Source organism: Saccharothrix sp. (assembly GCF_031180885.1).
Taxonomy (GTDB): Bacteria; Actinomycetota; Actinomycetes; order Mycobacteriales; family Pseudonocardiaceae; genus Actinosynnema.
Map to the genome: position 1 here is coordinate 75,940 of NZ_JAPSLK010000014.1, position 22,318 is coordinate 98,257.

At 71.6% G+C, this 22,318-nt stretch carries 19 protein-coding genes and 1 pseudogene; 15 read left to right on the forward strand and 5 right to left on the reverse strand.

All coding sequences use genetic code 11. The features are described 5' to 3' along the window. The first annotated feature begins 56 nt into the window (after positions 1-56). Positions 57-914 (forward strand): SAM-dependent methyltransferase, encoded by an 858-nt coding sequence (locus tag RIN75_RS18815; protein WP_309113259.1) that lies wholly within the window; start codon positions 57-59, stop codon positions 912-914. A 28-nt stretch (positions 915-942) separates the two neighbouring features. Here RIN75_RS18815 and RIN75_RS18820 read toward each other — a convergent pair. After that, positions 943-1,992 (reverse strand): annotated as a pseudogene (locus RIN75_RS18820) (YbfB/YjiJ family MFS transporter); the annotation flags it as partial. Positions 1,993-2,068: 76 nt separating this feature from the next. On the opposite strand from RIN75_RS18820, the gene RIN75_RS18825 reads away from it, so the two are divergent. From RIN75_RS18825 to RIN75_RS18840, 4 genes are all read left to right on the forward strand, one after another. Beyond that, positions 2,069-2,647 carry a TetR/AcrR family transcriptional regulator gene (locus tag RIN75_RS18825; protein WP_309113260.1) on the forward strand — a complete coding sequence of 193 codons (579 nt, stop codon included), beginning with the start codon at positions 2,069-2,071 and terminating at the stop codon, positions 2,645-2,647. A gap of 30 nt (positions 2,648-2,677) precedes the next feature. Continuing rightward, the gene (locus RIN75_RS18830) at positions 2,678-3,100 is read left to right on the forward strand and encodes a hypothetical protein (protein ID WP_309113261.1); all 423 of its coding nucleotides are present in this window, start codon (positions 2,678-2,680) and stop codon (positions 3,098-3,100) included. Positions 3,101-3,250: 150 nt separating this feature from the next. Next, positions 3,251-4,663: a hypothetical protein gene (locus RIN75_RS18835; protein WP_309113262.1), complete on the forward strand. Its 1,413-nt coding sequence runs from the start codon at positions 3,251-3,253 to the stop codon at positions 4,661-4,663. Further along, positions 4,663-5,805, forward strand: coding sequence for a hypothetical protein (locus RIN75_RS18840; protein ID WP_309113263.1), 1,143 nt, complete (start codon positions 4,663-4,665; stop codon positions 5,803-5,805). Before RIN75_RS18835 ends, RIN75_RS18840 begins: the two co-directional genes overlap by 1 nt. Positions 5,806-6,305: 500 nt before the next feature. On the opposite strand, the gene RIN75_RS18845 is transcribed toward RIN75_RS18840, so the two are convergent. Then, positions 6,306-7,550, reverse strand: coding sequence for a PHB depolymerase family esterase (locus RIN75_RS18845; protein WP_309113264.1), 1,245 nt, complete (start codon positions 7,548-7,550; stop codon positions 6,306-6,308). 141 nt (positions 7,551-7,691) lie between these two features. On the opposite strand from RIN75_RS18845, the gene RIN75_RS18850 reads away from it, so the two are divergent. From RIN75_RS18850 to RIN75_RS18890, 9 genes are all read left to right on the forward strand, one after another. Next, positions 7,692-8,945 carry an SGNH/GDSL hydrolase family protein gene (locus RIN75_RS18850; protein ID WP_309113265.1) on the forward strand — a complete coding sequence of 418 codons (1,254 nt, stop codon included), beginning with the start codon at positions 7,692-7,694 and terminating at the stop codon, positions 8,943-8,945. 108 nt (positions 8,946-9,053) lie between these two features. Next, positions 9,054-9,431 carry an STAS domain-containing protein gene (locus RIN75_RS18855; RefSeq protein WP_309113266.1) on the forward strand — a complete coding sequence of 126 codons (378 nt, stop codon included), beginning with the start codon at positions 9,054-9,056 and terminating at the stop codon, positions 9,429-9,431. A 26-nt stretch (positions 9,432-9,457) separates the two neighbouring features. Further along, a complete protein-coding gene (locus RIN75_RS18860; RefSeq protein WP_309113267.1) occupies positions 9,458-10,012 on the forward strand; it encodes an XRE family transcriptional regulator in 555 nt (184 codons plus the stop codon). Between the two features lie 62 nt (positions 10,013-10,074). Beyond that, positions 10,075-11,214, forward strand: coding sequence for an FAD-binding oxidoreductase (locus tag RIN75_RS18865; RefSeq protein ID WP_309113342.1), 1,140 nt, complete (start codon positions 10,075-10,077; stop codon positions 11,212-11,214). After that, a complete protein-coding gene (locus RIN75_RS18870) occupies positions 11,211-11,468 on the forward strand; it encodes a (2Fe-2S)-binding protein (protein ID WP_309113268.1) in 258 nt (85 codons plus the stop codon). Before RIN75_RS18865 ends, RIN75_RS18870 begins: the two co-directional genes overlap by 4 nt. Further along, positions 11,465-12,745 (forward strand): FAD-dependent oxidoreductase, encoded by a 1,281-nt coding sequence (locus RIN75_RS18875; RefSeq protein ID WP_309113269.1) that lies wholly within the window; start codon positions 11,465-11,467, stop codon positions 12,743-12,745. The genes RIN75_RS18870 and RIN75_RS18875 overlap by 4 nt, the downstream gene beginning before the upstream one ends. A gap of 1 nt (position 12,746) precedes the next feature. Then, complete coding sequence (locus RIN75_RS18880; RefSeq protein ID WP_309113270.1) at positions 12,747-13,646, forward strand: dihydrodipicolinate synthase family protein; 900 nt, start codon at positions 12,747-12,749, stop codon at positions 13,644-13,646. Beyond that, complete coding sequence (locus tag RIN75_RS18885) at positions 13,646-14,647, forward strand: proline racemase family protein (RefSeq protein WP_309113271.1); 1,002 nt, start codon at positions 13,646-13,648, stop codon at positions 14,645-14,647. The genes RIN75_RS18880 and RIN75_RS18885 overlap by 1 nt, the downstream gene beginning before the upstream one ends. Then, complete coding sequence (locus RIN75_RS18890) at positions 14,644-16,041, forward strand: Xaa-Pro aminopeptidase (protein WP_309113272.1); 1,398 nt, start codon at positions 14,644-14,646, stop codon at positions 16,039-16,041. The genes RIN75_RS18885 and RIN75_RS18890 overlap by 4 nt, the downstream gene beginning before the upstream one ends. Before the next feature lie 4 nt (positions 16,042-16,045). Here RIN75_RS18890 and RIN75_RS18895 read toward each other — a convergent pair whose 3' ends face one another. After that, positions 16,046-17,002 carry a LysR family transcriptional regulator gene (locus tag RIN75_RS18895; RefSeq protein ID WP_309113273.1) on the reverse strand — a complete coding sequence of 319 codons (957 nt, stop codon included), beginning with the start codon at positions 17,000-17,002 and terminating at the stop codon, positions 16,046-16,048. Positions 17,003-17,255: 253 nt separating this feature from the next. Between RIN75_RS18895 and RIN75_RS18900 the strand changes: the two genes are divergently transcribed. After that, the gene (locus RIN75_RS18900) at positions 17,256-19,268 is read left to right on the forward strand and encodes a M9 family metallopeptidase (RefSeq protein WP_309113274.1); all 2,013 of its coding nucleotides are present in this window, start codon (positions 17,256-17,258) and stop codon (positions 19,266-19,268) included. Positions 19,269-19,346: 78 nt separating this feature from the next. On the opposite strand, the gene RIN75_RS18905 is transcribed toward RIN75_RS18900, so the two are convergent. After that, positions 19,347-20,600 carry a serine/threonine-protein kinase gene (locus tag RIN75_RS18905; RefSeq protein WP_309113275.1) on the reverse strand — a complete coding sequence of 418 codons (1,254 nt, stop codon included), beginning with the start codon at positions 20,598-20,600 and terminating at the stop codon, positions 19,347-19,349. Between the two features lie 60 nt (positions 20,601-20,660). After that, positions 20,661-22,307, reverse strand: coding sequence for an acyl-CoA dehydrogenase family protein (locus tag RIN75_RS18910; protein WP_309113276.1), 1,647 nt, complete (start codon positions 22,305-22,307; stop codon positions 20,661-20,663). Positions 22,308-22,318 lie beyond the last annotated feature (11 nt).

The window sequence follows — 22,318 nt, forward strand, 5'->3', positions numbered from 1 at the left end:
CCCAGCATGGCCGTCGGCGCGAGGCCGCGCAGCCGGACCGCTAGGGTGGGCGCGCCGTGATCGACCCGAGTTCGGCGGGGGACGACGTGACCGACACCAGCGCCTGGCTGCCCGACCAGACCACCTGGGTGCCCGACGAGACCGACACCACCCGGCCCTCGGCCGCGCGGGTCTACGACGCCCTGCTGGGCGGCGGCCACAACTTCGCCGCCGACCGCGCCGCCGCCGCGCGCATCGAGCAGGTGCTGCCCAACGCGCGCCGCGTGGCCCGGTCCAACCGGGCGTTCCTGCGCCGGGCCGTGCGGTACATGGCTTCACAGGGGGTCACGCGGTTCCTGGACCTGGGTTCGGGCATCCCCACGGTCGGCAACGTGCACGAGATCGCGCGCGACGCCAACCCGGAGAGCCGGGTCGTCTACGTGGACTTCGAGGCGGTCGTGGTGGCGCACAGCAGGCTGCTGCTCGACGGTGACGAGCGGACGGCCGTGGTGGAGGCGGACCTGACCGAGCCGGACACCGTGCTGGCCGACCCGGCCGTGCGCGCGCTGCTGGACACCGACGAGCCGGTCGGGCTGCTGCTGGTCGCGGTGTTCCACTTCGTGCCCGACCACAAGGACCCGGCCGGGCTGGTCGCGCGCTACCTGTCGGCGCTGCCCGAGGGCAGCTTCGCGGCGATCTCGCACCTGACCGCCGACCACGACGCGGAGAGCATGGCGCAGGTCGCCGAGACCATGGCCAACAGCCCGAACCCCATGTTCTTCCGGCCGTTCGACCGGGTCACGCCCCTGTTCGCGGGCCTGGACCTGGTCGAGCCGGGCCTGGTGGACGCGGACCTGTGGCGTCCGGAGCCGGGTGCGGTCGACCCGGACGGCCCGGCGCGGGGCGTGTACGCGGGCGTGGGCCGGGTCCGCTGACGTCCGGGCGCACCGCCAACGCGACCACCGCGCCCGCCCAGCCCAGCACGGCCGTCCAGACGAGGGTCGCGTCGGTCGACGTCCGGTCCGCCACCAGTCCCGCCAACCACGGTCCGACCGTCTGACCGGCGGCGAACAGCGTGGTGAACGCGGCCAGCGTCGCCGTGGGATCGACCACCCGGGCCTTGATCAACGCCGTCACCGCCGCCGGCACGCACATGAACGTCAGCCCGTACAGGACTGCTGACGGCACCACCGCGCCCGTCAACGCCAACGCCGCGCTCCCGCCCAGCAACGCGAGGATCGCCGCCAACGCCCGGCCACCCGGCCACGTCCGCAACGGCCGGTCCCACAGCACCGGCGCACACACCACCGCCAACCCGAGCACGGTCCACGTCAGCGCCACCCCCGCGACCGGCGTGCCGCGGTCGGCGAGGTAGGCGGACAGGAACGTGATGTAGGTGATGTACCCGATGGCGAACAGCGCGTAGGCCACGGCGACCGGTGCCAGGGCACGGATCTCCGCCTTGCCCCGGGCGGTGCCGGGCGTGTCGTCGGTGCGGGCGGCGGTCCACGAGACGGCGGTCGCCAGGGCGGCGGCCAGGCCCATGCCGAGCCAGACCAGGCGCCAGTGCCCGCCGAGCGCGGGGATGGTCGCGCCGCTGACCGCGATGCCGAGCCCGGCGCCCGCGAAGTACACGGTGAGGACGTTCGCGCGGGCCGCGATCACCCCGCCGGTCACGAACACCACCGCGCCGGACACCCCGGACGCCGCCCGCACGATCAGCAGGACGGTGAAGTCGGCGCTGACCGCGGTGGCCGCGAGGGTGGCCGCGGTGACCGCCATGCCCCAGCGGAACGCGGCGGTCGTGCCCAGGCGGCGGACCAGCGGCGCGGTGACCAGCGCGCCGAGCAGGTAGCCCGATCCGTTGGCGGTGCTCATCGCGCCCGCTTCGGCGAGCGTCCAGCCGAGGTCGGCGCGCATGGTGGGCAGCAGCAGGCCGTAGGCGAAGCGGGCGAGGCCGAGGGCGGAGGCGGTGCCCAGGGCCAGGCGGGCGGCCCGGGAGAGCCGGTGCATGCCACCTCCACGAGATCGAACCGATCGGTACGATCACGCTAGCAGGCAGATCGAACCGAGCGGTACGATCTCCTTCGTGCCCGTGCCGAAAGGCTCGACAGTCGACCCCGCCCGCACCCGCGCCGCGATCCTCGACGCCGCCACCCGCGTGTTCTACGAACGCGGGCTCGACGGGGTCGGGGTGGCCGAGCTGTGCGGGCTGATCGGGGTGTCCAAGGAGACCCTCTACCGGCACTTCGAGAACAAGGACGCCCTGGTCGACGCCGTGTTGGAGCGGCGGAGCGAACGCGTGACCCGGTGGTTGGCCGACGCCGCCGAGGCCGCCGGCGACTCCCCCGCCGCCCGCCTCGCCGCGGTGTTCGACGCGCTGCGCGAGTGGTACTCCGAGCCGACGTTCCGCGGCTGCGCCCTGGTCAACGCGGCGGCCCAGCACCATGCCCCGCGCGTGCGGGCCATCACGTCCCGACACCTCCACAAGCACCTGGCGCTGTTGACCGACATCGCCCGCCGGGCGCGGTGCGCCGACCCGGACGCCGTGGGCCGGCAACTGCTCATGCTGCTGGAGGGCGCGACCATCGTGGCCGACCAGCACGGCGCGGACGCCGTGGGCGACCACGCGCGCACCGCGGCCCTGGCCCTGCTGTCGGGGGCATGACCGGCCGTCCCGCTGGATACTCAGGTGGTCATGAGCGACCGAGTCGAGCACCGACGCCCGGCGGGGGTGGACGACGCCACGGTGGAAGCCGTCGGCGCGCTCACCGAGGCCCTGGAGACCACCGAACGCGCCCGAGGTCACCTGTTCGAGTTCCACCAGTTGACCGGCAGCGGTGACGCGAAGCTGATCAAGGCGGTGCGGCTGCTGCGCGAGGCCGGGCACACGGCGTTGGCCGACGCTCTCGACCGGCACCTGGTGGGGCGCAACGTGGTGCCCGGGCGGTGGACGTTCCAACTCGTCGAAGAGTACGAGGACACCTACTACTCCGTGTTCCGCGAGTGGGAGCGCAAGGTGCGCGACGACCTCATGAGCGGGGCGGCGCACGTGTACGAGGCGGAGATGAAGGAGCGGAACGTGACCCCCGGCGAGCCGGGTCACGAGCTGAACCCCTGAAATGCCGCCCGTGTCCGGTGCGGGCGCTGTTACCGTGTGCGGGCCGACCGCGGGACTCCAGTGCGACTTCCGGAACCCGCCTTTGAAGCGATGCTTCGTTGATCGCGCTCCCATTCCCCGGTCGGCCCCGTACCCCGCTTTGGAGACGTGATGGACCGCCTGACCGCCGAAGACATGCTGATGTTCGTCAACGCGGCCACCACGTCCACCGGGCAACGCGAGTTCCACAGCCGGGCCGCCGAGCAGCGGGCGTCGCTGGAGTTCCTGCACGAGTACGTGGCCGGCAACTACCGTGACCTGTACGCGGCAGTTCTGGCGCTGGACATCAACGACCTCAACGCGGCGCTGATCACCCGCCGTCTGCTGGCCACGTCCGCCGACGCCACCCCGGAGCAGCGGGCTCTGGAAGGCCGGCTGATCGCTCGTCGGCTGGTCGTCATGCCGCCGCAGCGGGTCTACGACCTGTTCCACGACCTGCGCCGGGCCGGGGTCAACAACCGGCGCACCCGCGCGATCATCCGCGACTGGCTGGCCGCGCGCCCCGACCAGGCCTTCGACGCGGTGAAGTACCGCTTGGGCCTGAAGCGGGCGTTGCGCCACGCCCACCTCGCGCCGTCGCGGGTGGTGGATGAGGTTCTGGGTGACGAGCTGGGCACGTTCCTGTTCCGCACGGCCACGCCTTCGCGGTTCCGGACTCCGCTGCTGGACAGCTGGCGGCGGGCGCACTACGAGCAGGCCGCCGTGTACGAGCTGCCGTACACCGTTGCCGAGGGGTTCGCGACCAAGCACGGGATCGACCGGGCGGTGTTCTTGAGCAAGATCAAGCCGAACCTGACCCGGTTGGAATCCTTGCGGCTGCACAAGTCGGCTAACACCGATGTGGACCTGGCTGCGATGCCCTTGACCCGGCTGGCGACCTACGTTCTGTCGTTGCCTTTCGCCGAGCGGGTCGACCGGCGTGCCGAGTTGACCTCCGCGCTGCGGGCTGCGGCGCTGCGGACGGCGGGTTCTCACGCGGGCGAGTGGGGGCGTGTGGCCGCTGTCCTGGATGACAGCTTTTCGTCCTACGGTTCCGGGGTGAAGCGGCGTCGTCCGCTCGCTGTAGCGGTGGCCGGCCATTACCTCCTGGAGGCACTGGCCGGGGAGTATTTTCCACTGTGGACGTCCGGTTTGGACGACCCGCTGATGTCGCACCCGCGCGGGGCGACACCGTTGGGGCACCGGATCGTGGACGCGTTGTCCCACGACCCGGACCGGCTGCTGATCATTTCGGACGGTTGGGACAACGCGCCGCCCGGTCTGGCCAGTGAGGTGCTGCGGGTGTGGCGTGCGCGACTGGATCCTGAGCACCGGGTCAGCGCCGTCCACCTGAACCCGGTGTACGACGCCGGGGACTACGACGTGAAGCGGCTGGCGCGGGAGGTTCCGGCGGTGGGCGTCCGCAACGCCGAGGACCTGCCCACCTTGGTCGAGTTCGCCCGGTTCACCGAGGGCCGGACCGGTTTCGCTTCGTTGAGCGCCCACTTCACCGACCGGGTGACCCGTTTCCTGGAGCCCGCCTGATGGCCACCCTGGACTTCACCGGCCTGACCGCCCTGCCCGCCCAGGTGTGGGGCGGAGTCCGCCTGGTGCCTTTGGTCCGCGACCGCCCGATCACCGACCTCCGCCTGCACGCCCGCTTGTACGGCGATGACGGCGAGTCGGTGGTGGCGCTGCCCGCGAGCGCCGCTTACACCGCTTACATTCCGCACGGTTTCGTGGCGACTTGGTCCGACGCTCCTGCCGCCACTTATGGCACCCACCTGACTTCACCCACTCCCGCGTCCACTGTTCGTTTGCACTTCCACCGCCGAATGGCCCGCCGCGAGGACCGCAATCGGTTGCGTTTCTTGCCTTTGCACTTGGCCATGGAGGGTTACCTCGCGCTGCACTTCAACGGTCCGACCGTGTTGTGGGACGAGTGGTCGCAGCGGGCGATCCGCCGAGGTTTGTCGCCGCGGTCGGAGCAGGCGTACGCCGGGGCGCAGGTCGAGGGTTTGGCCGATGCGTTGAAGCTCTTCGAGATCCATCCGGGGCAGTGCGGCGTCATGCTGTACGTGGCCGATGCTTTGGCTGCGGCTTTTGTGGTACCGCATCCCGATGATTACCGAGCTTTGCACGCGACTTTGTTGCTGGACATGTACGGGGAGTTGATCCACCATTATGCGCTGCTGTCGGCTCCCGTGCCGGCCTTTCATGCGCGCTTGAACGAGACTTATGTGGAGTCTCTGGACGACTTGCGCGCTGCCGCGAGCCGCCAGTCCGCGGAGTGGACAAGCTTCCACTCCAACACGATGGCTACCGCTCTGCTGCACACGAATTACGACATCCGCCGCGTTCACCAGGCCGGCCGGTACACGCTTTCCCGCTTCCTCCCCGGTTTTCGACCGAAGGAGGAGAACCACATCGGCGAAGTGATCACGGATCAGCGGGGTCGGACGGCTTACCTGAAGACTTTCCGGTTGTCCGAGTCCCAGATCCGCCGAGGGCATCTGCTCAACACCCTGGCTGCGCACGATTGGCACCTTGGTGCGGCGGCGGAGTCGCTGGGGATCGCCCCGGCCGCTTTCACCCAGCGCTTGGAGGCCGCCGGCTTCGCATACCTACTCCGCGAGGACGTCCTAGCACGCCACCGAGCCGAATCCCGCCGTTCCACCACCCCCTAGCCCCTGCCACCCCCTAGCCCCTGCCACCCCCCAGCCCCCTGCCGCCGCCGAGCGCCCTCGGGCCGCTGCCGCACCTTCGAGCCGCGCTGGCCGCTACGCGAGCGGTGCCAACTGGGGCAGCGGCGTGGCGGCGGCGGCACGGCGGCGACAGCGGTGGCAGTGGCGCGGCGGGGGGCGGGCGGCGGTGGCAGTGCGCCGGGCCAGGGTGGGCCGGGCGAGCCGGCCGAGGCCGGGGCGAGCCAGGGCAGCCAGCCGGGGACGGGGCGGGTGGTCCGGGCCGGGGTCCCGCGTTCCTCTTCATCTACGGGACGCGCGAGCCGCCGGAAAGTCGCGGATCCTGCATGTCACTCGATCGGGTACAACCCGGGGAACCGGCCGAGGAGTCGGGCCTGCACCTGCCCGACCGGTGGACTGCCCTGGTTGTCCGCCGACGGCCCCGCTGCCCGCCCGCCGGAGCGGGGCCGTTCCTCGGCCGTTGCTGCGACCGCAAACCCGATCCCTCAGGCCACGGTGCAGCTCGCCCCGTTCAAGGTGAACGCCGCGGGCTTCCCGGCATCACCGTTGTGCGTCGCCTGCAGTCCGATCTGGACGGACGAACCCGCCGCGATCGTCCCGTTGTACGACACGTTCTTCGCCGTCACCGCCCCACTGGCAGGCGAGTAGGTCGCGCTCCAACCCCCGGTGATGGTCTGCCCAGCCGGCAGCGTGAACCCCAGCGACCAGCCGTTCACCGCGCTCGTCCCGGTGTTGGCGATGGTGATGGTCGCCGTCAGACCGGTGTTCCACGCGTTCACCGCATAAGTCACCCGGCACGGGCCACCCGGCTGCGGAGTAGTGGTAGAAGTCGGACCGCCCGAGTCCAGGCCGAAGAACTGGATGGCGCGCAACGCCATCCCCGACGACACCAGGTTGTGCCCCACCCCCTGCAACGAGATCGCCTCGACCCCGCTCCCGTACCGCGTCCGCGTCCACCCCGACTGCGGGTAGTCCGTGGACGTCGGCACCGTGGACACCCCGTGGACGTTGGTCCACTGGTCGATCTCCTCGCCGAAGTTCGGGTACCGCAACGTGTCGTCGTTCGTCCCGTGCCACAGCTGCATCCGCGGCCGAGCGCCCGTGTACCCCGGATACGCCGCCCGTGCGATGTCGCCCCACTGCTGCGGCGTCTTCAACACGGTCCCGTTGGCGCACGCGCTGTTCCAGCCCGACCCGTCGGTGGTGGCGAAGCACCCGGCCGGCACGCCGGCGAACGCCGCGCCCGCCTGGAAGACGTCCGGGTAGTTGGCGAGCATGACGTTGGTGGTCATCGCCCCGGACGAGATGCCGGTGACGAACACCCGCGTGGGATCACCGTTGTGGCGCTGCAGCACGTACCGGACCATCGACACCAGGCCGACCGGGTCGCTGCCGCCGTCGCGCCGCAGCGCCTGCGGCGAGGACACGTCGAAGCAGTTGCCGCTGCGGGTGGCCGACGGGTAGATCACGATGAACCCGTACTGGTCGGCCAGGCGCGCGAACTCCGTGCCCGAGTACATCGCCGGACCCGAACCCGTGCAGTAGTGCACGGCCAGCAGCACCGGCGGCCTGGCCTGCACGCGGTCCGGCACGTACAGGTGCATCCGCAGGTTCGACGGGTTCGTGCCGAAGCCGGTGACCTCGGTCAGCGTCGCCGCGGACGCGCTCGGGGCCAGCAGCACGGCCGTCACGGCGACCAGCGCCGCGAGCAGTGCGCCCAAGGTCTTCATGGACCAACTATTTGCAGTTGATCACAGCCGGCACAAGAAGTTTCGGTGCGGTTTCGGGTCTCAACTGGGCAGAAGACGCTTGCCTGCCAACGAAACTTTCTGGTCATATGGAGAAACTGTCGAATCCGGAGGCGCCGCACCGTGAAGCGAAAGACGTCCGTCCTCGCCCTCGTCCTGGCCGCGGCGGCGGTCACGACCTCGCCGGTCGTCGCCACGGCCGACAAGCCCCGCGACTGGACCCACACCTGGACGTCCATGCCGCAGCTCACCGAGCCGCACAACATGCCCCCGGCGCCGTTCACCCAGGACGGCCTGGTGCTCAAGGACGCCACCCTGCGCCAGACCGTCCACGTCTCGGTCGGCGGCGAGAAGATCAGGCTCCGGTTCTCCAACGCGTTCGGCGGCACCGCCCTGCCCATCACCGCCGTCTCCGTCGCGCTGCCCGCGGACGGCAAGGCCGGCGTCACCGCGGTCCGCCCCGGCAGCACCCGCCCGGTCACCTTCAACGGCCGCCCGTCGACCGTCGTCCCGATCGGCGCACAGGTCGTGTCGGACCCGCTCGACTTCCCGCTCGCCGCCCAGTCGAACCTGACCGTCACCATCTACCTCGCCGACGGCCAGGCGTCCAACAACATCACCTCCCACCCCGGCTCCCGCACCTCCTCCCACCTGCTCGCGGGCAACCACGTCACCGCCGACGACCTGCCCGGCGCCACCCGCACCGACCACTGGTACTTCCTCAGCGGCGTCGAGGTGCACTCCAGGGCGACCGCGTTCGCGATCGTCGGCGACTCCCTGACCGACGGCCGGGGCTCCACCACCAACGGCAACGACCGCTGGCCGGACCGCCTGCTCGCCCGCCTCCAGGCCAACCCGGCCACCGCGCGCACCGCCGTGCTCAACCAGGCCGCCGGCGGCAACCGCGTGCTCAACGACGGCCTCGGCCCCAACGTCCTGGCCCGCCTCGACCGGGACGTGCTCGCCACCAGCGGCGTGACCTCGCTGCTGGTGTTCGAAGGGGTGAACGACCTGGGCACCGCGCCCGCCACCGACACCGCCCAGAAGCAGGTCGCCGACGACCTCATCGCCGCATACCAGCAGATCATCGCCCGATCGGTGGGCCTGCGGGTGTACGGGGCGACGATCACCCCGTTCGGCGGCAACACCAACTACGACGACCCGGACGGCCACCGCGAGCGCGCCCGCCAGCGGGTCAACGAGTGGATCCGCACCAGCGGCGCGTTCGCGGGCGTCGTGGACTTCGACCGGGCCGCCCGCGACCCGCAGGACCCGCGCCGGCTCGACCCCGCCTACGACACCGGCGACCACCTGCACCTCAACCCCGCCGGCTACCAGGCCTTGGCCGACGCGGTACCCGCCCGCTGGTTCCGGTGAGCGCGGCCCGGAGTGACAACCGGCAGAAGGGCTCGTACGCTCGGGTGTGCGGGTTCAAACAGGCAGCCTGCTCGACAGCGGCGTCACGGTCGCGATGGAGGACGCCTGATGCTCGACTCGGCTCCGGAGATCTTCGAAGTGCACCGCGACGTGCGCGGCGCGGCGGTGGTGCTGCACGTCTCGGGCGAACTCGACCAGCAGACCTCCGCGGTGCTCGAAGGGCACCTGCGGCAGGCGGAGGACCTGGTCAGACCGCCCGCGCCGGTGGTGGTCGACCTCGACGGGGTCACGTTCTTCGGCTCGTCCGGCCTGTCGCTGATGCTCACCCACCACCTGCGGTGCGAGGGTCGGGGCAGCGCGCTGCGGCTGGTCGCCGGGCACCGGGCGGTGCTGCGGCCGATCGAGCTGACCGACCTGGGCACGGTGCTGACCGTGCTGCCGTCGGTCGAGCGGGCGTTGGAGATCCCCCGGCAGCGGACGGACTAGCACGCGGTACGGCAGGATGACCGGCCATGGGTGCCGCTCGTGCCGGTGAAGTGCTCGGGGTCAACATCAAAGCGCTGCGCGAGGCGCGCGGCTGGTCGCTGTCCGAACTGGCCCGCCAGTCCTCGATCGCCAAGGGGACGCTGTCCCAGCTCGAAGCGGGCACCGGCAACCCCACCATCGACACAGTGTTCAGTTTGTCGAACGCTTTGCAGGTGCCGGTGTCCGAGCTGCTGACCGAGCGGTCCGTGCCCGAGGTGGTGCTGGTGCGCTCGGCGGAGCTGGAGGTGCTCAGCAGCAACGCCGTCGACCTGCGCCTGCTGCGCCGCCTCGACCTGGCCGACAAGGTCCTGGAGATCTACGACCAGCGCGTCCGGCCCGGCGAGGTGCAGCGCACCGACGGCCACCCAGGGCTGGAACACGTCGTGGTCACGGCCGGGGTGCTGCGCGTCGGGCCGGCCGGGAACCCGTTCGAGCTGGGTCCCGGCGACTACGTCTGCTACCCCGGCGACGTCCCGCACGTCTACGAGACCGTCGGCGGACCGGTGACCTCGGTGCTGATGCTCGAGTACCCCAAGGCTTGACGCTTCGCCGTCGCCGAACCTACGCTCAGCAGCGTTCAGTTTAGTGAACGGTGGTGAGCGGCTTGGCACACCCGGACGTCGTGGTCGTCGGCGCGGGGATCGTCGGAGCGGCGTGCGCGGAGGCCCTGACGGCCGCCGGGCTGCGCGTGCTCGTGCTCGACCGCGGCCCGCTCGCCGCGGGCACCACCGCCGCCGGCGAGGGCAACGTCCTGGTGTCGGACAAGGAACCCGGCCCCGAACTGGCCCTGGCCCGGGCGTCCCGCGAGCGCTGGCCCCGGCTGCTGGCCGAACTCGACGCCGACGTGGAGTGGGAGGAGAAGGGCGGCCTGGTCGTCGCCACCACTCCGGAGGCCGTCGAGCCGCTGCACCGGTTCGCCCAAGCCCAGCGCGAGGTCGGTGTCGACGCCTGCACGCTCACGCCCGCCGAGGCCCGAGCCCTCGAACCGCACCTGACCCCCGAGGTCACGACGGCGGTCCACTACGTCGAGGACGCCCAGCTCAACCCGGTCCTGGCGGCCACGACGCTGCTGGCGGCCGTGCGCAGGCGCGGTGGCGAGACCAGGCCGTTCGTCGAAGTGTCCGATGTGGATGGTGAGCGGAAGGTGACCGGAGTGCGCACCCCGCAGGGCACGATCCCCTGCCACGCCGTGGTCAACGCGTGCGGGCCCTGGTCGGGCTCGCTGACCGCGAAGGCGCCGCTGCCGATCATGCCCCGGCGCGGGATCGTGCTCGTCACCGCGCCGCTGCCGACCGTGGTGCGGCACAAGGTGTACGACGCGGACTACGTCGGCGCGGTGGCCTCCGGCGACGCCGCCCTCCAGACCTCGGGCGTGGTCGAGTCCACGCGGGCCGGCACGGTGCTGATCGGGTCGAGCCGCCAGCGCGTCGGGTTCACCGAGCGGTTCGAGGTGCCCGTGCTGAAAGCGTTGGCGCGCAAGGCGATCACGCTGTTCCCGGCGCTGGCCGGAGTGCCGGTCATGCGCGCCTACGGCGGGTTCCGGCCGTACGCGCCGGACCACCTGCCGGTGATCGGAGAGGACCCGAGGCTGCCCGGCCTGTGGCACGCGACCGGTCACGAGGGCGCCGGTATCGGCCTGGCCGCCGCGACCGGGCTCCTGGTCGCCGACCTGCTCACCGGGCGCACGCCCCACGTGGACCCGGAGCCGTTCCGGGTGGACCGACCGGAGGTGATGGTCGCGTGAAGGTCACCGTCGACGGGACCGCCGTGCTCGCGCGGCCGGGGCAGACGGTCGCCGCCGCGCTGCTCGCGGCCGGTCGCACGGCGTGGCGCGACACGCGTGGCGCCGGCCGGCCGCGCGGGCTGTTCTGCGGGATCGGGGTGTGCTTCGACTGCCTGGTGGTGGTCAACGGGGTGCCGGACGTGCGGGCGTGCCAGCGGGTGCTGGCCGACGGCGACGACGTCCGCACCCAGCACGGGGCGGAGCTGCCGCGATGAGGGTCGTGGTGGTGGGCGCGGGTCCGGCGGGGCTGGCGGCGGCCCGCGCGGCGGCGCGCCAAGGCGCGTCGACCGTGCTGGTGGACGCCGAGCCGAGCGCGGGCGGCCAGTACCACCGGGGCGAGAACGTCGTTGTGCCGCAAGGGGTCGAGCACCTCGCCAACACCACGGTGTGGGCGGTGGAGGGCACCAGGCTGCACCTGCGCACGGGTCCCGCCGACGCGCCGGACCGGGTGGCCCGGGTCCTGGATTGCGACGCCCTGGTGCTGGCGACCGGCGCGCACGACCGGGCTTTGCCGTTCCCCGGCTGGGACCTGCCGGGCGTGGTCACGGCGGGCGCGGCGCAGGCGATGGCCAAGGCGCACGGCGTGGCGGTCGGCCGGCGGGTGGTGGTCGCGGGCACCGGGCCGTTCCTGCTGCCGGTGGCGGACGCGTTGCGCAAGCTCGGCGTGGACGTCGTCGAGGTGCTGGAGGCGGGCAGTCCCCTGGCGTGGGCGCGGGAACCGGCAGGAGTCTTCGCCGGGCGCGGCAAGCTCGCCGAGATCGCCCGCTACCGGGCCGTCCTGCCGCGCTACCACACGCGCTCCACGGTGGTCGCGGCGCACGGCGAGAACCGCGTGACCGCCGTGACCGTGGCCAAGCTCGACCGCGACTGGCGCGTCCGGCCCGGCACCGAGCGCCGGATCGAGGTGGACGCGGTGTGCACCGGCTTCGGCTTCACCCCGCGCCTGGAACTCGCTGTCGCCGCAGGGTGCTTGGTGGACAAGGGTTTCGTTCGCGTGGACGACCGCCAGACCACCTCGGTGCCGAACGTCTACGCGGCGGGCGAGATCACCGGCATCGGCGGCGCAGACCTGGCACGGGTCGAGGGCGAGATCGCGGGCACGTGCGCGGCAGGCGGCACACCGTCCGCCAGCCTCTTGAAAACTGCCCATAGAGGGCGAGTCTTCGCCGCCGCACTGGATCGGGTGTCGAGCGTCCGCCCCGGCTGGCGGACGTGGCCGGACGAGCGCACGCTGGTGTGCCGGTGCGAAGAAGTGGACCTGGCCGCGCTGCGCACCGCCGTCGAGGAGCACGCGGCGCTCGGACTGCGGTCGCTCAAGCTGACCTGCCGCGTCGGGCTGGGCCTGTGCCAGGGCCGGGTGTGCCTGCGCAACGCCGCCGAGCTGGCCGGCATCCCGCACGACGCCGACCGCGTGTCCCGCCGGCCGATCGCCGCGCCGCTGCGCCTGGGCGAACTCGCCGACACCCCGCTCACGCCCGCACTGGAGGAGTGACATGACCGAACGGCTGGACGGCGTGGTCGTCGCCACCGCCCTGCCCTACGCCGAGGACGCGCGGGCGCCCGCCGGGCTGCGGCCCGACCTCGACCGGTACGCCGAGCACTGCCGGTGGCTGGTGGACAACGGCTGCCGGGGCGTGGGCCCCAACGGGTCGCTGGGCGAGTACTCCGCGCTCACCGACGCCGAGCGCCGGGCCGTCGCCAAGACCGCGATCGACGCGGTGGCGGGCCGGGGGCTGGTCGTCGTCGGCGTGCACGGTCCGGGCGCGCACCAGGCCCGGCACTGGGCCGAACTGGCCGCCGAGGACGGCGCGGACGGCGTGCTGTGCCTGCCGCCGACCATGTACCGGGCGAGCGCGGCGGAGGTCGTGCACCACTTCACCGAGGTCGCGGCGGTGGGCCTGCCGGTCATGGTCTACAACAACCCGATCGACACCAAGGTCGACCTGACGCCGTCGCTGCTGGCGGAACTGGCGCAGATCGACAACGTGGTGGCGGTGAAGGAGTTCTCCGGCGACGCGCGGCGGGTGCTGGAGATCCGGGAGACCGCGCCCGGGCTGGCCGTGATCGCCGGCGCGGACGACGTGCTGCTGGAGAGCGTGCTGATGGGCGCGGAGGGGTGGTTCGCGGGGTTCCCGAACGTCTTCCCGGCCGAGTCGGTGCGGCTGTTCTCCTTGGCGCGTGAGGGAAAACTCGATGAAGCACGCAAGCTGTACGAGGCGCTGGTGGCGGTGTTCCGGTGGGACTCGCGGACCGAGTTCGTGCAGGCGATCAAGTACGCCATGGACCACGTGGGCCGCTACGGCGGTCCGTGCCGCCCGCCGCGCGGTCCGCTGACGCCCGAGCACCGGGCCCGGTTGGACGAGGACCTGCGCCGTGCCCTGGAGGTGTTGTGATGCGGGCTTCCCGCTACTTCAGCGCTGTCGACTCGCACACCGAGGGGATGCCGACCCGGGTGATCACCGGCGGGGTGGGCGTGATCCCCGGCGCGACCATGGCCGAGCGGCGGCTGCACTTCATGGCGCACATGGACCACATCCGCGAGTTCCTGATGAACGAGCCGCGCGGGCACTCGGCGATGTCCGGCGCGATCCTCCAACCGCCGACCCGGCCGGACGCCGACTGGGGCGTGCTGTACATCGAGGTGTCCGGGTGCCTGCCGATGTGCGGGCACGGGACGATCGGCGTGGCGACCGTGTTGGTGGAGACCGGGATGGTCGAGGTGGTGGAGCCGGTGACCACCGTGCGCCTGGACACGCCCGCGGGGCTCGTGCTGGCCGAGGTGGCGGTGCAGGACGGGCGGGCGTCGCACGTGACGATCCGGAACGTGCCCGCGTACGCGCACGAACTCGACGCCGTGGTGACCGTGCCGTCACTGGGTGAAGTGAAGTACGACATGGCTTACGGCGGCAACTTCTACGCGATCCTGCCGTTGGAGCGGTTGGGCATCCCGTTCGACCGGGCTTACAAGGACGAGATCCTGGCTGCCGGCTTGTCCATAATGGACGCCATCAACGAGCAGCGGAAGCCCGTGCACGTCACGGAACCGGACATCGCGGGCTGCAAGCACGTCCAGTTCACCGCGCCCGGGAAGGACGGCGCGCACTCCCGCAACGCGATGGCGATCCACCCGGGCTGGTTCGACCGTTCTCCTTGCGGCACCGGCACTTGCGCGCGGATGGCCCAGTTGCACGCGCGCGGCGAGCTGGGGCTGGCGGAGGACTTCGTCAACGAGTCGTTCATCGGCACCCGGTTCACCGGCCGCCTGACCGGCGAGACCGCGCTCGGGTCGACCACGGCCGTGCTGCCGACGGTGTCCGGGCGGGCGTGGATCACCGGCATGGCACAGTACCTCCTCGATCCGACCGATCCGTTCCCGAAGGGGTTCACGCTGTGACCAGACCCGCCCGCCGCGACCCGAGCAGGCTGACCGAGGCCACCGGTTTCCGCGACTTCGTCCGCGACGGCTGGGGCGCAGGAGACCGAGCGGTCCGCCTGTCCCCCGGCGCCGCCGAGGCCGCCGCCCGCCACCGCGAGCAGTTGCGGTCCGTGCTGCCGGGGGTGCGGATCGCGGTCGCGTCCGGCTGGGCGCCGGTGCGGTCGAACGACACCGACCACGGGTTCCGGCCGGACAGCGACTTCTCGTGGCTGACCGGGTGCAACGCCGAGGGTGCCGTGCTCGTCCTGCACCCGGACGGCGACGCGGAGCTGTTCCTGCGCGAGCCCGCCGGTCCGGACGACGCGGACTTCTTCGCCAACGCGCGGGACGGCGAACTGTGGATCGGCCCCGTGCCGGGCTTGGCCGAGTGGTCTTCGGCACTGGGCGTCCGGTGCCGCCCCATCCACGACCTGCCGTCCGCACTACGCGGCCGACTGCCTTCGATTCACGCAACTGGCGGCGTCGATCCCCTGCTGGACGCGTTGGCCGGACACAGCTCCGAACTGCGCCGGGTCTTGGCGGAGCTGCGACGCATCAAGGACGACTGGGAGATCGGCCAGCTGCAGTCGGCGGTCGATGCGACCGTCCAGGGCTTCGCCGACGTGGCCGCCGAGCTGAAGACCGCCGTGGCCGGCGGCGGCGAACGCTGGCTCCAGGGCACCTTCGACCGCCGCGCCCGCACTGCCGGCAATGGTCCCGGCTACGCGTCCATCGTCGCCGCCGGTCCGCACGCTCCGGTGCTCCACTGGGTGCGCAACGATGGTCCGGTCCCCGAGGACGGCGTCCTGTTGCTCGATGCCGGCGTCGAACTGGACACCCTCTACACCGCCGACATCACCCGCACGCTGCCGGTCTCGGGCGTGTTTTCCGCGGCTCAGCGCAAGGTGCACGACTTGGTGGAGGCTGCCGTCGAGGCTGCTTTGGCGGAGGTGCGTCCGGGGGTGGCGTACCGGGAGTTCCACCGTGCTGCGATGCGGGTGCTCGCGGTTGGGTTGCACGACTGGGGTTTGCTGCCGGTGTCGGTGGACGAGTCACTGGATGAGGATGGGCAGCACCACCGGCGGTACATCGTGTGCGGGATCGGGCACTTCCTGGGGTTGGACGTGCACGACTGCGCCAGCTCGTCGCCCGAGGCGTACCACGAGGGTGTGCTGGAGGAGGGCATGGCTCTGACGGTCGAGCCGGGCCTGTACTTCCACCCGCACGACGAGACGGTGCCGCCGGAGTTGCGGGGGATCGGGGTGCGGATCGAGGAGAACCTGGTGGTGACGGCGACGGGCAACCACATGCTGTCGTCCGCGCTGCCGCGTGACGCGGCGGGCCTGGAAACGTGGGTCTCCGCCCGCCGGTAGCGCCTCACGCGGTCCAGGGATGGGCTTCCGGGTGGGACCGCCACCAGTGGGCGTAGGTGGCGGTCTCCTCGGCGTGGGCGGTGTAGGCCGTGCCGATCGCTCGGCACAGGGTCCTGATCGTCTCTTCCGGGAAGGTTTGGCGGCGCCACGCCAGCAGCAGGCGACCCGTGCTGGGGTCGCCTTTGAGCGGCCGGATCGCGCACGCCTTCGACTGGCTGCCCGGTTCGACCAACCGGACCGCGTGGCCGTTGGCGATCAGGTCCGACGCTCCGCCGCTGGGGGCGTGGAAGCGGATCTTCGGCGTGAAGCCCGCTTTCCGGCACATCGCCCGCAGGGAGGCCAGCGAGCCGTCGTCCGCACCCGGCGGGCAGATCCACCTTTCGTCCGCCAGGTCTTCCAGAGCGATTTCAGGCTGGGCGGCTAAAGGGTGGGCGTGCGACAGGGCTATGAAAAACGGGAACTTCGGGACAATGGTCCGGCGGGGGATGTCAGCCGGCAGCGGGAGTTCCCTGTTGTCCAACTGGCAGATTATCGCCAGGTCGACTTGAGAACGTTCCAGCAGGTTGCACAGGACCAGGGTCGAGGATTCCACCCGCACCGTCAAGTCGCCGGCCGGGAATTGCTTCTCCAGCGCGTCCACGATCTTCGACAGGCACGCCAGGTGCGCTGTCGCGATCCGGGGTGAGCGGGGGCTCGCCGACCGCGCGGCGAGGTCGGCGGCGAAGGTGTCCAGGTCCGCGAGCAGGAGCCGGGCTTGGCGCAGGGCGGTTTCGCCCAGGTCGGTCGGCCTCGCGCCGGACCGGTCGCGGACGAACAGCCGGCCGCCCACCTGGTCCTCCACCCGGGCCAACAACATGGTCAAGGCCGGTTGCGACACGCCCAGGCGCACCGCCGCCCGCGACAGGCTGCCCGCGTCCGCAATGGCGCAGATCGCCCTCAGGTGCCGCAGCTCCAGTTCCATCAGCAAATGTTATCGTCGCCGCTTATTGCCGCGCCAGACCCGCGTTGGGACGCTTTTTCGCACGCCGCTCACCCTGCCTGCGGAGGAACGCACGATGCGACCCAAATCCACGCTATTACCGGCGCTGCTGGCCGCGGCAGCCGGAATACTGCCGACACCGGCGCACGCCGAGCCGCACCGCGAGTCCACGATCCAACGTCTTTCCGTCCCGCCCGAGCGAGCGGCTGAACGACCGACGGTCGCGCACGGGGACGTGACCACCGAGAGGCGGCCGGTCCAGCCGTTCCAGACACCCGGCACCCTGGCCGCGAGTGAAGCATGTGCGGTCGGGGACTTCGCCTCGGTGACCGGCACCGCGCTGGTCAAAGCGGTGAAGGCGGCGACCACCGGGTGCGTCAACACCCTGTTCGGGCTCACCGGCAGCGATGCCAACAGGGTCTTCCGCGAAGCCCAAATGGTCACCATCGCCGACGCCCTGCGCAGCGACGCGACCACCTACGCGGGCGACAACCGCGCCTCCACCGCCCAACTCGTCCAATTCCTGCGCGCCGGCTACTACGTGCAGTGGTACCACCCGGACGACGTCGGCGAATACGGCCCGACACTGGTCAACACCATCCGCCCGGCCCTCGACGCCTTCTTCGCCAACCCCCGCGCCGCCGACGTCACCCAGGCCAACGGCGAAATCCTCGCCGAAACCGTCACCCTGGTCGACAGCGCCCAGGAGAACGCCCGCCACCTCCCCCTCGTCCGCCGCCTCCTCGACCGCTACGACAGCACCTACAACGCCTTCCCCGCCATGCTCGCCGCGGTCAACAACGCCTACACGATCCTCTTCCGCGGCCACCACCTCCCCGACTTCGTCAACGCCGTCCACGCCGACCGCCGGATCTTCGACTCCCTGCACGCATTCGCCATCCGCAACGCCAACCTCCTCGGCACCGACCGCGCCTATCTCGTCGCCAACGCGGGCAGCGAGCTGGGCCGGTTCCTCCGCCACGAAACCCTGCGCCCCGACATCCGCCCCCGCGCCCGCGACCTCCTCACCCGCTCCACGATCACCGGACCGACCGGCGCGCTGTGGGTCGCCGTCGCCTCCATGGCCGACACCCACGACAAGAGCCAGTGCGCGTACTACAACGTCTGCGACCTGCAAACCAAGCTGTCCAACGCGATCCTCCCGATCACCCACACCTGCGGCCCGACCCTCCGCGTCCGCGCGCAAGCCATGAGCACCACCGAACTCGGCACGACCTGCACCAGCCTGCGCAACCAGGACGCCTACTTCCACAACGTCGCCAAGGACAACGGCCCCGTCGCCGACGACCACAACACGACCCTCGAAGTCGTGGTCTTCGACTCCGCCCGCGACTACCGGACCTACGCCGGACCGATGTTCGGCATCGACACCAACAACGGCGGCATGTACCTGGAAGGCAACCCCGCCACGCCCGGCAACCTGCCCCGGTTCATCGCGCACGAAGCCGACTGGCTGCGCCCCGCCTTCGAGATCTGGAACCTCAACCACGAGTACACCCACTACCTCGACGGCCGCTTCGACATGCACGGCGACTTCACCGCCGGCATGCAAACCCCCACGGTCTGGTGGGTCGAAGGGTTCGCCGAGTACGTCTCCTACCACTACCGCGGCATCGTCTACCAGAACGCGCTCAACGAAGCCGGCCGCCGCACCTACGCCCTGAGCACCCTGTTCGACACGACCTACGACCACGACGTCACCCGCGTCTACCCGTGGGGCTACCTCGCCGTCCGCTACCTCCTGCAACACCACCGGTCCGATGTGGACACGGTCCTGCGCTATTACCGCACCGGCCAGTGGCAAGCCGCGCGCACGTTCCTCAAGTCCACCATCGGCACCAAGTACGACACCCACTGGTACAGCTGGCTTTCCGCCTGCGCGCAAGGCCGCTGCGACGCCGAGTGCACCGCCGACGACACCCGCGCGCTGGGCGAGGACTGCACCCGCAGCAACCGGTCCGCCACACTCGACGACTACGACTACCTCTACCTGTGGCTACCGGCAGGTGTCCCGAGTCTGAAGTTGACCGCGAGCGGCGGCACGGGCGACTGCGACCTCTACTTCAACACCACCACCTGGGCCACGACCTCGGCACACGCCCACCGGTCGACGAACGGCACCAACACCGAAACCATCACCGTCACCGCTCCCCCGTCCGGCTACGGTTTCGTGAGCCTGCACGGCAAGCAGGGCTGCGCGGGGGTGACCGTGGCCGCCGAGCACTAGCCGGGTCAGGTGTGGCGCGGCTCGACGCGGGCGACGCCCTGGTCACCCACGACTGTGCGAACGGATCGTGACGAGCCGCTAGCCCTTGCCCTTCCCCTTGCCCGCCTTGTCCTTCTCCTTGCCCTCCGACTTGACACCCCCCGGCTCCGCGGTCGGTTCGGGTTTCGTCTCGGCGACCGGCCGCACCTCGGTCACCGCGGTGGGCGGCACGACCGGCACCGGCACGACCACGGTCGTGGGCTCGGTCGGGGACGCGGCCGGGGGCGTGCGGTCGACCATCGACCAGGCCAGACCGCCCAGCCCCAGCACCGCCGCGAGCGACCCGGAGATCAGCCACCGGCGCGCCGACTGCGGGGCGTCCGGCACCGCCTCGATGCTCGCCAACGTGTCCGGGTCGTTCTTCACCGGTGTCTCCGGCCCGGCCACCGGGTCGGCCGCGGCCTCGGACTCGGTCACTGGGTCGGCAACGGCCTCCGGCCCGGCAGCCGGGTCCAGCTTGCGGGTGGCCTGCTCGGGGCGCGGCACCGGGGCGGGCGCGCCGTCCCGCAGCACGCGGGCGCACTCCTCGGCGGTCGGTCGGCGCTTCGGCGTCATGGCCGTCATCAGCGAGAACAGCCGGCACAGCTCAGTCGGCAGGTGGGTGGGGACGTGCGGGGGCCGGTGCAGCCGGGCGACCGCCGCCTCCACCCCGCCGCCGTCGTACTCGGTCCGCCCGGACAGGCACTCCAGCAGCACCAGCCCCAGCGCGTAGACGTCGACCGCGGGTCCTATCGTGCCGCCGCGGACCTGCTCCGGCGCCAGGTACGGCGCGGTCCCGACGACCTGCTGGGACAGCGTCACCCGGTCCGCGCCGCTGGTCAGCGCCAACCCGAAGTCCGCCAGCAGCGGCTCGCGGTCGCCGTCCAGCAGGATGTTCGACGGCTTGAGGTCGCGGTGGATCACGCCGTGCGCGTGCACGTGCGCCAGCGCGTCGGCGATGCCCGCGCCCAGCCGCCGCACCTCGCTCAGCGCCAGCGGCCCCCGGTTGATCTCCGCCCGCAGCGTGCGCCCCTCGACCAGCCGCATCACCACGAACCGCGTACCGCCGCTGGTCCCGGCGTCGTACACGGCCACCAGGCCGGGATGGGAGAGGGCGGCGAGGGTCCGGATCTCGTTCTCGATGCGCCGCTCGGTGACGGCGTCCTCGACCCCGGGGAACAGCTTGATCGCGACCGGCCGGCGCAGCAGGACGTCCCAGCCCCGGTGGACCTGGGCCATGCCCCCGGCCCCGACGAGCCCGTCGAGCCGGTATCGATCGGCCAGCAGACGGCCACGGGAGGCTTGCGCGGTCACGACCACCGGGTGCCCTGGCTCTCCACCCCTCAAACAAGGCTCGCGCCGGCAGAAAGTGACCTAGTAGGAGGCCCGTTCGAGAACCGCCGTGAAGTCGGTGGCGGCCGGCAGGGTGCCGAACGCGTAGCCACCGCCACCCAACCGTGATGCGCAAAAAGCGTCCGCTACCGCATTAGGTGCATAACGGATCAGCAACGACGCCTGCAGAGCCAGTGCCATGCGCTCGACCAAGTGACGCGCCCGCACCTCGACGTCCGCCGGAGCCGCCAGCACCGCCGCGATGTCGTTCACGGCCGCGTCCAGCCGGGCGTCCGCGCCCCTGGCCAGGGACAGCTCCGCCATCAGCGCCTGCGCCGCCGCCGGCTCCTTGCCCAGCACGCGCAGGACGTCCAGCGCGTTGACGTTGCCCGACCCCTCCCAGATCGAGTTCAACGGGGCCTCCCGGTACAGCCGGGGCATCCCCGAGTCCTCGACGTAACCGTTGCCGCCCAGGCACTCCAGGGCCTCCGCCGCGAACATCGGGGCCCGCTTGGTCACCCAGTACTTGCCGATGGCGGTCGCGATCCGGCGGAACGCGCGTTCCGGCTCGTTCCCGCGCACCGCGCGGTCCGCCGCACCGGCCAGGCGAAGGGTCAGGGTGGTCGCCGCCTCGGACTCCAGGGCAAGATCAGCCAGCACGTTGCGCATCAACGGCTGGTCGACCAGCTTCGCGCCGAACGCCGAGCGGTGCCGGGTGTGGTGCAGCGCCTCCACGAAGGCCTTGCGCATGAGCACCGCCGAGCCGGAGACGCAGTCCAGGCGGGTGCAGTTGACCATCTCGATGATCGTCTTCACGCCCCGGCCCTCGGGGCCGACCAGCCACGCGACGGTCCCGTCGAACTCCGGTTCGGAGGACGCGTTGGACCGGTTGCCCAGCTTGTCCTTCAACCGCTGGATGCGGAACGCGTTGCGGGTGCCGTCGGGCAGCACGCGGGGCACCAGGAAGCAGGACAGGCCGCCGGGTGTCTGGGCGAGCACCAGGAAGACGTCGCACATGGGCGCGGAGGTGAACCACTTGTGGCCGCGCAGGGTGTAGACGCCGTCCTCGCCGGTCGGGGTGGCGACGGTGGTGTTGGTGCGGACGTCGGAGCCACCCTGCTTCTCGGTCATGCCCATGCCCGCCAGCAGGCCGCGCTTCGACGCCGGCACCCGCAGGCCCGGGTCGTAGACGCGGCTGGTCAGCAGGGGTTCGTACTGGGCGGCGAGCGCCGGTTCGTGGCGCAGGGCGGGCACAGCGGCGTAGGTCATCGCCATCGGGCAGCCGTGGCCGGCCTCGGTGTGGCCCCACGCCAGGAGACCGGCGTAGCGGGCGACGTGCGCGCCCGGTCGGGGGTCGGCCCACGCCGACGCGGCGTTGCCCTCCGCCACCGCGACCCGCATCAGGTCGTGCCAGCTGGAGTGGAACTCGACCTCGTCGACCCGGTTGCCGTACCGGTCGTGGGTGCGCAGCACGGGCTCGAACGTGTTGGCCTGCTCGGCCCACCGCTGGGCCTCCTCGCTGCCCGCGTGCCGGCCGAGCCGGCGCAGGTCGTCCTCGAACCAGCCCGCGCCCTCCCGGCGCAGGCCCTCCAGCAGGGCGGCGTCGGCGGACGCGTCGTACGGCGCGAGCGGCGGCGGCTGGTTGGTGACCTCGTGCGTGGCGGACGGGGTCGTCAGCGGCAGGACCATGACCTCAGTAT